We start from the raw sequence: 11,989 nt of genomic DNA on the forward strand, positions 1-11,989 counted from the left end.
TCTTTCATGTAAATCCAGTTCTGTGTGGGCCATGTCCGGTCTCCTTGCTTTTCAGCAAGATAGAGAGTGTGTCGCAACGCAGATTAGAATGTGCCGGCGCTACACGGGCAATACTTATAATGCAGGTTATGTTAAACAAGAACTGCTCTGTATGAGGATATTTTTCTGATGACATGGAAGTGTCAGGTGGTCTACGCGGCTCTTCCGGTTTTCATGCCTTGTTGCATTGCTCGTATAGCGTGAAAAGTTCGTGCGAATTATCACTTTTCCGGATACAATGATGTCACTAAGCAGAATTTGTCGTATTTTTTAAATCGAACGGATGCACCACAAAGATCCGTGTTCTTCTAAGCGTTCGCTTCGTATGTTCTTTTCCGCAAAGCTCTTGTAAATTGCTTTGGACTGTTACCCCTCGAAAGACCCTATGCCTGAAATAACCCCTCTTTCCATGCCGGGCCTGACGCTGATACAGCCGCGTCGGTTTGGTGATCACCGTGGTTTCTTCTCTGAGACCTGGAACCGTAAAGCCTTGCTTGATGCCGGAATCGATATTGATTTCGTGCAGGACAATCATTCGCTTTCTGCAACCGTTGGCACGGTGCGTGGTCTGCATTTTCAGGCGCCGCCCGATGCGCAGGCTAAGCTGGTGCGCTGCGGTCGCGGCCGGATTTATGATGTGGCGGTGGATATTCGCAAAGGCAGCCCGACCTATGGCCAGTGGTACGGCGTCGAGCTGAGCTTTGAGAATGGCACACAGCTGTTGATCCCTGAAGGTTTCCTGCACGGGTTCATGACTCTCGAGCCTGATAGCGAGATCATCTACAAATGTTCCGACTATTATGCGCCGCAATCGGATGGCGCTGTGCGTTGGGATAGCTGCGGGATCGAGTGGCCGCTGGAAGGGATCACGCCGGTCCTTTCGGAAAAAGATGCGGCGGCCCCTGCCCTTGCCGATTTTGATAGCCCCTTTGACTACACGGATTTGAAATGAAACTGCTTATTACTGGTGGCGCGGGCTTTATCGGCTCGGCTGTTGTGCGTCTTGCGATTGCCCGTGGTCATGAGGTCGTTAACCTTGATGCCCTGACCTATGCAGCGTGCCTTGAGAATGTGGCTTCGGTCTCTGGCAGTGACAAATACGCCTTCGAGCATGTAGATATTCGCGATCGCGCCGCATTGGACGCGGTTTTTACCAAGCATAAGCCTGACGCGGTGATGCATTTGGCTGCGGAAAGCCACGTGGACCGGTCCATCGACGGTCCTGCGGATTTTATCGAAACCAACGTCACTGGCACCTTTAACATGCTGGAGGCTGCGCGCAGTTATTGGGTGCAGGCGGGCAAGCCCGAGGGGTTCCGGTTCCACCATATCTCGACCGATGAGGTCTTTGGCTCGTTGCCCAATGATCCCGAGGTCAAGTTCACCGAGGACACGCCTTACGATCCGCGCAGCCCTTATTCGTCGTCGAAGGCCAGCAGTGATCACCTGGTTCGCGCCTGGCACGAGACCTACGGACTGCCGGTGGTGCTGACCAATTGTTCGAATAATTATGGTCCCTTCCACTTCCCTGAAAAGCTGGTTCCGGTCATCATTCTGAACGCGCTGGCGGGCAAGCCTCTGCCGATCTACGGCAATGGCGCAAACATCCGCGACTGGTTGTTCGTTGAAGATCACGCAGATGCGCTGCTCTTGGTGCTGGAAAAGGGCGAATTTGGTCGCAGCTATAACATCGGCGGCGAGAATGAGCGGACTAACCTTGAACTGGTCAAAACCCTTTGTGCCATTCTGGATGAGAAGCGGCCCAAGGAAAGTGGCTCTTACGCGGATCAGATCACCTTTGTGGCGGACCGCCCGGGCCATGATGCCCGCTATGCCATTGATCCTACACGTATTCGCACCGAACTTGGCTGGCGCCCCAGCGTAACGGTCGAGGAAGGTCTGGAACGGACGGTAGATTGGTATTTGGACAATCAGCCTTGGTGGCAGGCGTTGCTGGACCGTAAAGGCGTGGGCGAACGTCTGGGGACCAAGGCATGAGCGTTCTGATCTTTGGCTCTTCCGGTCAGGTGGCGACAGAATTGGGGCGATATGCTCCGGATGCCACTTTTCTGGATCGCGCAGCCTGTGATCTGAGCGATCCGGGCAATTGTGTTGATGCGATCCTCTATCACAAGCCCCGCGCGGTGATAAATGCGGCGGCCTATACGGCCGTCGACAAAGCGGAAAGCGAAGAGGAACTTGCGACCCTGATCAATGGCGCAGCGCCCACACAGATGGCGCGCACCTGCGAAGGGCTGAAGATCCCGCTCGTCCATATCTCGACCGATTATGTCTTTGATGGCACGGGCGATGCAGCCCGTCTGCCGAACGAGGCGACGGCCCCCGTGAACGCCTATGGCCGCAGCAAACTTGTGGGCGAAGACGGCATCCGCGACAGCGGTTGTGTCCATGCGATCATGCGGACCTCTTGGGTCTTTTCCTCTCATGGTAACAACTTCGTCAAAACCATGCTGCGCCTGTCCGAAACCCGTGACAGCCTGAATGTGGTCGGTGATCAGATCGGTGGCCCCACCCCTGCCCGTGCGATTGCTTATGCGGCGAACGCCATGGCCGAAGCACTGATTGCTGACCCGACCCGCACCGGAACTTATCATTTTGCCGGACAGCCTGATGCCTCTTGGGCTGACTTTGCCCGCGAGATTTTCCGTCAGGCCGGTCGCAGTGTCACAGTGAATGACATCCCCACGACCGATTTCCCGACACCAGCGAAACGGCCGCTGAACTCGCGCATGAACTGCGAAAGTCTTAAGAATTTTACACTGGTCCGTCCCGATTGGAAGGCGGCCCTTACTAACGTTTTGAAAGAATTGGAGGTCATCGAATGACCCAGCGCAAAGGCATTATCCTTGCGGGCGGCTCTGGTACCCGCCTTTATCCCCTGACCCTTGCGGTCTCGAAACAGCTGATGCCGGTTTATGATAAACCGATGATTTACTATCCGCTGTCCGTTCTGATGCTGGCCGGAATCCGAGAGATCTGCATCATTACCACCCCTGCGGACCAGTCCCAGTTCAAACGCCTTCTGGGCGATGGCAGCCAGTGGGGTATCAGTCTGGAATACATCACCCAACCCTCGCCCGATGGTCTGGCACAAGCCTACCTGCTGGCCGAGGATTTTCTGGCCGGGGCGCCTTCGGCGATGGTTCTGGGTGACAATATCTTCTTCGGTCACGGCCTGCCGGAAATGCTGGCGTCGGCGGATGCGAAAGAGGTGGGCGGCACGGTCTTTGGCTATCACGTCTCTGACCCCGAGCGCTACGGCGTGGTCAAATTCGACGAGGACGGTCAGGTGCTGGAGATCATCGAAAAGCCTGAAGTGCCTCCGTCGAACTATGCGGTCACCGGTCTTTACTTCCTTGATGGCGAGGCGCCTGCCCGCGCCCGCGAAGTCAAACCCTCGCCCCGTGGCGAGTTGGAGATTGTGACCCTGCTGGAAAGCTATCTGCATGACGGCACCCTCTCGGTCGAGCGGATGGGCCGCGGCTACGCATGGCTGGACACCGGCACCCACGGCAGCCTGCTGGACGCTGGCAATTTTGTCCGGACCCTGTCGGTCCGTCAGGGCATGCAGTCCGGCTGCCCCGAAGAGATCAGCTATTCCAAGGGCTGGATCGGTGATGATCTGATGACGGAGCATGCGAAAACCTTCGGTAAAACCGAATACGGTAAGTACCTGAAGAGCCTTATGAAAAAGTAAATACCTTAGAGGTGTTCTGAGAATTTAATTCACCCCTGGGTGTAAATTTCAGAAATTTGTAAGGATTTGTTAAGTAAGGCAGGCGAAATTATTACCCGGATCGATTAACGTTCTTGTTAACCTCCGGGTAATTTATGAGTGAACAAACTTGGCATGAGAACCATGCATGCGCAGAATTCAAGACCTCTCGAAATCGAAGGTGTTTTTACGCGCAGAATTTGAAGCGACTGCTTGATGTGGTACTGGCAGGGGCTGCCGTTGTCATTCTGTCACCGCTCTTTGTGATCCTGTGGCTTGTGACACGACTGGATGGCGGCCCAAGCCTTTTCTGTCAGCAGCGTGTGGGCCGAAGCGGAAAGATATTCCGGTGTTTAAAATTCCGCACGATGGTCGTTGATGCCGAAGACAGGCTTGCCACCTATCTGGCAAAGCACCCGCAAATAGCGGAGGAATGGGCGCGTCACCAGAAATTGAAAAGTGACCCGCGGATCACTGTGGTCGGGCGTTTTCTCAGAAAAAGCTCATTGGATGAGTTGCCGCAGCTTTTTAACGTTTTGCGGGGCGATATGAGTCTTGTTGGACCGCGGCCCTTCATGCCGGAACAAGCTGAAATCTATTTGGGTCAGGCGTATTACAAGCTTCGGCCCGGGTTGACGGGATACTGGCAAATTTCTGACAGACATCACAGCGAATTTGGTGAACGGGCGCGCTTCGACGACAAATATTTCAATGAAATCGGCTTTCGCACAGATTTTCGCATCCTGGTGAAAACAATTCGGGTGGTTTTACAAGCAGGCGGATGTTGACCGATCTACCCCCGAACGTCGGCAATCTAATACCAATCGGCTTAAATACTCACGATTGCGCCATTGCATAGATCTCTTATTCGGTATTCATAGGGAGGGCACGATGTTTGCATTTTCCTAGCCTCTGGACCGAAATGTTTATTGCCTATCTCATCGCAGCCAACATCCTTGCCGCGTTTGTTACGCTTTTCTATGCGTTGACGCAGGATGGCTTTTGGGTCGGGGTTGTCGTCTATATTGCGACTGCAAACATCGCGACCGTGGCATTGCCGATTTTGATGTGCGAGGACTGCTACAGGCGCATTATAGATATGGTCCTTTTCCGACGGGGAAAGTTGGTGCGCGCCCGGATCGAGGACTAACTCCGGCGGCGCGCGTTCTTCAAGGCACTCAGCAACGACATGCTACGGCGCCGGTCAATGATCAGGGCTGCCAAGGGATAGATGATCAAGCCGCTTCCGATTCCGAGGATCAAACGTAGCACTTCTGACGAGTCTGGAATTTGTAGCACGCCTATTACTCCGGCTGCCATCACGGCGCCGCAAAGTGCAGGTCGGCAGACGGCGGAAATGACTTTCCACAAGTTCAAGTCAATGGTGCGGCCGGTATAGATCGTGAAAATCGGCACTAAGATCATTGACATACCCAAACGGGTCAGGACGACAGCCACCAGCCCGAAACGGGCAGCAAAGATGATGGCCAATGTCGTCAGAGCCATAGAAAAGATGCTCCACCAGAACTGGAAACGCACATGACCTTTTGCCACGATAACGCTGACGTTCAGGTCACTTAGCACTGAAACCAAGGCCCACAGGGACAGGCCGCCGATGACCGGAACGATCGGGTCCCAGTTCGGACCAAGGACCACGCGCACCATCGGCTCGGCAATCGCAAGCAGGCCGAAACAAATCGGGGACATGACGAAAAACAAGGCGTGCGCGGTATCAACATAGGCGCGGGAGGCGCGATCGTTGTCGTCTTTCATTTTCGAAAACACCGGCATCATCATCTTTTGGACGACCTGAACGATGGTCCGGACGGGCGTACCGACAATTTGCTGGCCCATGGTAAAATACCCGAGCGCCGTCACAGACAAGAGGCCTGCAAGGATGGGGCGTTCCAGATTGGCACCAAGATAGGTGACCATAGCTCCGAGGGAGGCCCAAACCCCGATGTGCAACAGGGGCGCAAGCGCATCGAGACTGAAGTAAAACTTGGGCCGCCAGCGCGCCTCAAGGATCAGAACGCCCGTGCTGACCGCGGAAATTGCCGCCATCTGTGCGACAAGCGCACCCACGCCATAGCCCAATAACACCAGTCCCACCGCGACGACCGCGCCAGCCACTGTGCCGAGAATCTCCGACATTGCGAGTGCACGGAATTTCAGCGCCCGCTCCAGCAGGCAGGCAGAGGTGCTTTGCAAACCCACCAACGCAAAAATCGGGGTCGCCCATCGAAGCGGCTCGGTCAGGCCGGGGGCGCCGAACGCAATGCTGATCTGCGGTGCGAACACATAGCAAAGCGATGTCAGCGCGATTCCCAGACCAAGGTTGAACCAGAAGGCGCTCGAACTTTCGAATTCGTTAACTGTGTCTTTGCGTATAATCGCCAATCGTGTTCCGAAGTCACCGAATGTTTGCGCAAGACCGGTCATGAAAATGATCAGGCCTGCCAAGCCGAAGGCCTCGGGCGGCAAAAAGCGCGACATGATAGATAGGGTTACAAGTGCCGACACGCTGCGCAGGATTTTTGCGCCGGTCAGCCAGCCGACACCGCGGATGGCGGTGGACTTGAGGGCTTGTGGCTGGCTCATGAGAGCCATCTCGGAAGGAAATGCACTGAATACCTTGGAAAAATCGGGGCGTAAGAAAAACGCGTACGGGGAAAAAACATCAAAATCAGTCAGTAAAAACGGGCATCTTTCGTGAACACCGTACAAAGGGCTGGTGGGGAAAGGAATAGAATTTTCCCCTAAAGGTTGAAAAAGTTTACCCCAAAATGACGCGTCCGTAAGCAATACACACCTTAGAGAACCATGCTCTTACCCCATACATACCAAAACCCTCAGCACGGTCTCCGTTCTTAACCGTTTGCGTAAGTGAATTGTTAGTCAGTGCGCTATATATCTAAGTCATCGCCCTGAAACGTGACCCTTAGGTGAGACATGAGCCAGAACCGCAATACCCTCGCGCTCGCACATCGCCTCGAGCAAGAACTGGAAATTCTATCCGCGACAGAAATGATGTCTGCGGAAGAGATTGCAAAAGCGCCCGTGCTGGATGCTTGGTCCATCGCACAAGGCGACGGGTCGGATGTGCGTCTATATGGCGTTCTGCGGAAAGGACCCGGCTATCCGCCCGAACTTGGTTTGACAGGGCGGGTCCTGCACATTGATCTGAACCAGAACTGCGCCTTCACACGGACTGGCGTGTATCGGCTTGGTGCGCAGCAAAAGACCTGTTCGGATACGGCGTCTGACGCAAAGAATACTTCGGTTACGAAGATTCAGAGTGCTTTGGAGCAGTATCAGCGCGATCTTAAAGCAGCCCATCGTTTCATGGATGAGCTGCTGACAGGACAAAAGAGCCAAGCCCACGGGGCGTCGGGGCTAGGTTTGCGCAAAGCGCTTCACTAAGAACGGATCAAGACAGTAGCTTCGCGATGTGAGCGATCAGATGTTCACGCGCGGGGCTCATCGCCTCTGTAGCTGGTGAAAGATCAGACGCCAACAGATCCGCAAGCGCGTCAGTTTCCCAAGCCACATAGATTCCCTGGCTTCCCTCTACCTGACGGGCGGTGGCCATCTGATGGTCGTTACGATGCTCGTCCAGCGCATGGCGTCGCGGCACGATGATCAAGGGCTTGCCAAATTTCCGAGCGGACAGGATCGAGCCGATCCCCGCGTGGGACACCACCACCCTTGCTCGATTGAAAAGATCAGAGAATTCCGCCGGTTGCAGTGATCTCATCTCTTGCATAGCCGAGCGGTTTGCCGTGGCTTCGCCAGTTTGGGCGATCACGTCCTCCGAGGTGCTGGCCGCTAAGGCGTTCAGTGCGTCCATGAGGCGGGGAAATGGTAACTGTGTGCCCACGGTTGCGAAGATCATAGCACCGCCCCCGCATATTCAGCACCTTCTGCCTGTGCCACATGTTGCCATTGGGATAACCAATGGTGGGCAAAGCGTTTGGCAAGTTTGCCGGACATGGACATTTCTTCAGCATTGGCAACGCTGTCGATCCAGATCGTCTTGGCACCTAGCATGCGTCCCAGTGCCAACGCGATCACGCCTGGCAGCGCGCCTGTACTGATCACGGCATCAGGGCGAAAGCGCAGCAATTGCCAACTAAGTTGCAGAGTGCAGATCACGATCCCGATCAGGTCATTGCGGTTGCAGTCACGCAAGATTCGCGCTGGATGCGCATCGAACTGTTCCGGTAACCCGTCGAGTGTGGTCAGAAACAGTGTCTGATGTCCTGAAAAGCTGTCCCTGAGCAGCATCATCTGCTGCCAATGTCCCCCGGCCGAGGCGACTGCCAGAACTCGTTTACCCATAACAAACCCTTCACTTTGCAACAGCAGCATAGTCTGGCGCCTCACGCAGGCACCAGACTGCATTCAAATTAATTTTTGCTTAATTCCTATCGACTATGCTGGGGAAGACAAGATAAACTACCTATGATTGTGTTAGTTATTGCAAGTTGGTTTTTATGACGCGCGCCCAACCCGAACTCACCGTCATTATTGTGAGCTATAATACCAAACAGCTGACCTTGGCTTGTCTTGAAACGCTGTACCGCAACACCCACCGCACGGATTTTGACGTTGTGGTGATTGATAATGCATCGCCCGATGGGTCTGCCGAAGCGATTGCACAAGCATTTCCGCAGGTGACTCTGATCGCCTCTGATGAAAATTTGGGCTTTGCTGCCGCGAATAATCTGATCGCGCAACAGGCGGCGTCAGAGTGGTTGCTGTTGTTGAACCCCGACACGGAGGTTCACGAAAATGCTGTCGATAACCTGCTTGCGTTTGCCAAAGCCCATCCAGAGGCCGGCATTACCGGCGGGCGCACTGTGTTTCCGGATGGCTCGTTGAATGCTCTTTCCTGTCTGAACCGGATCACCCCGTGGTCGGCATTTTGTATGGCGACGGGGATGACGACCATCTTCCGGAACAGCTCGTTTTTTAACCCGGAAAATATGGGAAGTTGGAAGCGGGACAGCGTGCGGCAGGTCGATATCGTGGTTGGATGCTTTTTGATGATCCGGCGTGAGCTTTGGCAGGAATTGGGCGGTTTTGATCTGAAGTTCTTTATGTACGGCGAAGAGGCGGATTTGTGTCTGCGCGCCGCCAAGCTGGGGTATCAGCCCATGGTCACGCCGGATGCACAGATCATGCATTTGGTCGGAGCCTCATCCAACAAGGCGGCCCGCAAGATCGCGATGGTTGCCAAGGGGCGGACAACTTTGATCCGTGACCACTGGCCGAAATGGCAGGTGCCCGCAGGGGTCGCTTTGATGTGGCTATGGGGTGCGCTTCGCATCACCGGTGCGCGCGTGCTGTCCCTTCGCGGCGGCGACAAGGGCCGTGCCACCCGCGAAAAATGGGAAAGCATCTGGCAAGCCCGGCGCGAATGGCTGTCTGGGTATTAAGCCGGTTAGAAAGCTCATGTTTGCCGAAAATGCAAACTTGAAAAAACAACTTTAAGCAGTTTTGGTCAGGGCAACAGGACCAAAATCCGAAAGGCAGACGCCAGCGTGGCAGATTTAACGGCGACCCCTTCTTCTGCTTCGGCCCCGTTTTTTGGGGCTGAGGCCTTTGAGACTTGGCACAAGCGCAGCTTGCTTGTCCTGTTTCTACTGTGTCTTGCACTGCCCATTGCGTTTGAGGTTGGCGGCCAGCGACTGACGCCGCTGCGGATGTACCTGATGGTCGCTATTATTCCGACCATTGTTCTGTGTTTACGTCAAAAACTAGGGGGTGTGACGCCGGTTGACCTGCTTTTCATCGCTTTCGGTCTGCTGATTTTCGTCTCGCTTGTGGTGGTCCATGGGGTGTCGCGGATTCCCTTTGCAGGGATCACTGCGGTAGAGCTTGTGGGCGGTTATTTCGTCGGTCGTACACTGATCCGGAACGCCGAAGCCTATCAGTGGCTGTTCCGTAAGCTCTTTATTATGCTTCTGATCCTCGCGCCCTTCGCGCTGTATGAGCACCTCACGACCCGGATGTTGATCGTCGAAGTTTTCGATCGCTTCTTTGAGGTCCCGACCCGCGATCCCAGTGCGCGTGGCCGTATCGGACTTGAGCGTGTGCAGGGCGTTTTTGACCACCCCATCCTTTGGGGCCTGTTCTGCTCGATGATCTTTGTGAACCTATACACCTGCACCCGAGATCGCGGCTTCACGCGCATTCTAGGTGTGGTTCTGGTCATGTGGCTGACGTTCATGTCCCTTTCCTCGGGGCCGATGCTGGCGGTGCTATTGCAATTCTGCCTGTTGTTCTGGCGCTGGGTGACCAAGGGGCGCTGGTTCCTGTTGATCGCATTGGCGGCGGCTGCCTATGTGACCGTCGATCTTCTTTCCGACCGGACACCGATCCGGATTTTTATCGGTATTGTATCGTTCAACCCAATCAGCGCGTGGACCCGTCTTGCGCAGTTGGATGCTGGTCTTGCCTCTATCGGGAACCACCCGATCATCGGGATCGGGTTTAATCCCCTGCCCCGTCCTCATTGGATGAGCGCGTCGATCGATAATTTCTGGCTGTTGATTGCAATCAAATACGGGATGCCCTGTGTCCTTTCGATCGTCGGTGGCTTCGTCCTTCATGCATGGATGGCGGCGCGGGTGAAGATTTCGCAAGACTGGCTAAATGACATTCGGGTTGGCCATATCATTTGCCTTGTTGCGCTAAGCTTCGCGATTTGGACCGTGCATATCTGGGGCTCGGTGTCGGTCTTTGTCATGTTTTATGTGGGCGCGGGCGCTTGGATTTATACCTCTGATCTGGAGGCGGACCTTGCGGATCAGGACCCGGCTTCGGCCGATCCCGCACACAAAGGGCGCTACAACATTCAGTATTCGCGCTTTCAATCTGATGAAATCGCCCCTGCGGGACGTACTGAAACCCCGCCCGAGCGTGACGGACCAATCTACAGCCGACCAAGAGTAGAAGATGAAAGGCGTCGACCATGATCATTCGTGCATTCTTGGCCTTGGTGTTTTTCTATTGCGCCCTGCCTGCCTTTGCGGCGCAGTATTACGTGGCACCTCAAGCGCCAGCTGACGGGGTTGGGTCATCTGCGCGGCCTTTTGACTCGGTGAAATCGGCGATCCAGTCTGGCATTCTTGCCGGCGGCGATCGGCTGATCTTAGCCCCCGGTAGCTATGACGCGATCACCGTGCTGTCAGACTTCAACTTTTCTCCGCCACTTGTGATCGGGCCTGCCCGCGCGCACACGGCACACACGCCGCAGATTTTCGTTCGACAGGGTGACGGGCTTACTTTCTACGGGATTAACGTATGGCCCGAGAAAGCAAACCTTGCGCCGGATAACTTGCTGGAAACATTTTCTGGCGCGACAAATATTCGGTTTGAAAACCTAGAGGTACGCGGAAAGCCTAACGCGAACGAGAGCTATTTTTCGTGGAGTGCCGAAGATTGGGTCACCCGCTGGCGTCACAACGGCGCGCTGTTGCGAGGGGCAAAAAATTCGGTCGTGAACAGCCGTTTCACAGGGGTTGCATTCGGGATTACCATTGAGGGCCCAGATGGTCTGGTCACAGGGAACACCATCAGCGGTTTCAGTGGCGACGGGATGCGTACCCTTGGCGATAACGGGTTGTTTGAAAACAATCAGATAGAGAACTGTTTTAAAGTAGATGGCAACCATGACGATGGAATTCAGTCGTGGGCGCGGCACGAAGGGGCAGACGGACGAAAAATTGTTCGTGGCGTTAAAATTGTTCGCAATCGCATCTATGAATGGCGCGGGCCAGAGCCGCATCCGCTGCGGTGTTCTCTACAGGGCATCGGGCTTTTTGACGGAATTTTCAAAAATTTCTTGATCAAAGATAACCTTGTTGCGGTCACCCATTACCATGGCATTTCGCTCTATGGTGGGGACAGTTCCCAGATTGTCGGGAATACCGTAGTTAATCTTCGCGGTGAGCAGGCGGATCGCCCTTGGATCAAGATCGACAGCAAGAAAACCGGGCCTGGAAACCGGAACAATCTGGTCATCGGGAATGTCGCGCCGAAGTACGAAGGCATTCCCGCTGCAAGCCGTCTTAACCTTTTGTTGCAACAGCCGGGCCGAGAGTTCGTCGCACCTTTGTTGCAAGATTTCAGGGTGCGGGCGGACAGCCGCTTGTATCAGATGAAAAACTACCGCCCGAATGCGTGGGTCAACTCAAACCAGTAAAA

13 protein-coding genes are annotated in these 11,989 nt (G+C 54.7%); 10 read left to right on the top strand and 3 right to left on the bottom strand.

Annotated elements, in window-relative coordinates; all coding sequences use genetic code 11:
• Positions 1-424: 424 nt before the first annotated feature.
• The 6 genes from rfbC (at position 425) to CLV74_RS10235 (ending at position 4,925) form a co-directional block, all read left to right on the top strand.
• Entirely contained in the window at positions 425-991 is a 567-nt protein-coding gene (rfbC, locus tag CLV74_RS10210) for a dTDP-4-dehydrorhamnose 3,5-epimerase (protein WP_106264268.1), read from the top strand.
• Positions 988-2,037 carry a dTDP-glucose 4,6-dehydratase gene (gene rfbB, locus CLV74_RS10215; protein ID WP_106264270.1) on the top strand — a complete coding sequence of 350 codons (1,050 nt, stop codon included), beginning with the start codon at positions 988-990 and terminating at the stop codon, positions 2,035-2,037. Before rfbC ends, rfbB begins: the two co-directional genes overlap by 4 nt.
• On the top strand, positions 2,034-2,885 hold the full coding sequence (gene rfbD, locus CLV74_RS10220) for a dTDP-4-dehydrorhamnose reductase (RefSeq protein WP_106264272.1): 852 nt from the start codon (positions 2,034-2,036) through the stop codon (positions 2,883-2,885). Before rfbB ends, rfbD begins: the two co-directional genes overlap by 4 nt.
• Positions 2,882-3,757 (top strand): glucose-1-phosphate thymidylyltransferase RfbA, encoded by an 876-nt coding sequence (gene rfbA, locus CLV74_RS10225; protein WP_106264274.1) that lies wholly within the window; start codon positions 2,882-2,884, stop codon positions 3,755-3,757. The genes rfbD and rfbA overlap by 4 nt, the downstream gene beginning before the upstream one ends.
• A gap of 134 nt (positions 3,758-3,891) precedes the next feature.
• On the top strand, positions 3,892-4,563 hold the full coding sequence (locus CLV74_RS10230) for a sugar transferase (RefSeq protein ID WP_106264276.1): 672 nt from the start codon (positions 3,892-3,894) through the stop codon (positions 4,561-4,563).
• A 107-nt stretch (positions 4,564-4,670) separates the two neighbouring features.
• Positions 4,671-4,925 carry a hypothetical protein gene (locus CLV74_RS10235; RefSeq protein WP_106264278.1) on the top strand — a complete coding sequence of 85 codons (255 nt, stop codon included), beginning with the start codon at positions 4,671-4,673 and terminating at the stop codon, positions 4,923-4,925.
• Here CLV74_RS10235 and CLV74_RS10240 read toward each other — a convergent pair.
• On the bottom strand, positions 4,922-6,580 hold the full coding sequence (locus CLV74_RS10240) for a lipopolysaccharide biosynthesis protein (protein WP_146134928.1): 1,659 nt from the start codon (positions 6,578-6,580) through the stop codon (positions 4,922-4,924). The genes CLV74_RS10235 and CLV74_RS10240 overlap by 4 nt on opposite strands.
• Positions 6,581-6,727: 147 nt before the next feature.
• On the opposite strand from CLV74_RS10240, the gene CLV74_RS10245 reads away from it, so the two are divergent.
• Complete coding sequence (locus CLV74_RS10245; protein ID WP_146134929.1) at positions 6,728-7,198, top strand: hypothetical protein; 471 nt, start codon at positions 6,728-6,730, stop codon at positions 7,196-7,198.
• Positions 7,199-7,205: 7 nt separating this feature from the next.
• Here the strand turns inward: CLV74_RS10245 and CLV74_RS10250 are convergent, their stop codons facing one another.
• Complete coding sequence (locus CLV74_RS10250; protein ID WP_106264285.1) at positions 7,206-7,670, bottom strand: glycosyltransferase; 465 nt, start codon at positions 7,668-7,670, stop codon at positions 7,206-7,208.
• Positions 7,667-8,146 (bottom strand): glycosyltransferase family protein, encoded by a 480-nt coding sequence (locus CLV74_RS10255; RefSeq protein WP_245888510.1) that lies wholly within the window; start codon positions 8,144-8,146, stop codon positions 7,667-7,669. Before CLV74_RS10255 ends, CLV74_RS10250 begins: the two co-directional genes overlap by 4 nt.
• Positions 8,147-8,271: 125 nt before the next feature.
• Between CLV74_RS10255 and CLV74_RS10260 the strand changes: the two genes are divergently transcribed.
• The 3 genes from CLV74_RS10260 to CLV74_RS10270 all read left to right on the top strand — a co-directional run bounded on the left by CLV74_RS10260 (position 8,272) and on the right by CLV74_RS10270 (position 11,987).
• A complete protein-coding gene (locus CLV74_RS10260; RefSeq protein ID WP_106264287.1) occupies positions 8,272-9,216 on the top strand; it encodes a glycosyltransferase family 2 protein in 945 nt (314 codons plus the stop codon).
• A 105-nt stretch (positions 9,217-9,321) separates the two neighbouring features.
• Positions 9,322-10,758 (top strand): O-antigen ligase family protein, encoded by a 1,437-nt coding sequence (locus CLV74_RS10265; RefSeq protein ID WP_106264289.1) that lies wholly within the window; start codon positions 9,322-9,324, stop codon positions 10,756-10,758.
• Positions 10,755-11,987: a right-handed parallel beta-helix repeat-containing protein gene (locus CLV74_RS10270; protein ID WP_106264291.1), complete on the top strand. Its 1,233-nt coding sequence runs from the start codon at positions 10,755-10,757 to the stop codon at positions 11,985-11,987. Before CLV74_RS10265 ends, CLV74_RS10270 begins: the two co-directional genes overlap by 4 nt.
• Positions 11,988-11,989 lie beyond the last annotated feature (2 nt).

The sequence above is a fragment of the Donghicola tyrosinivorans genome (assembly GCF_003003355.1).
Classification (GTDB): Bacteria; Pseudomonadota; Alphaproteobacteria; order Rhodobacterales; family Rhodobacteraceae; genus Donghicola; species Donghicola tyrosinivorans.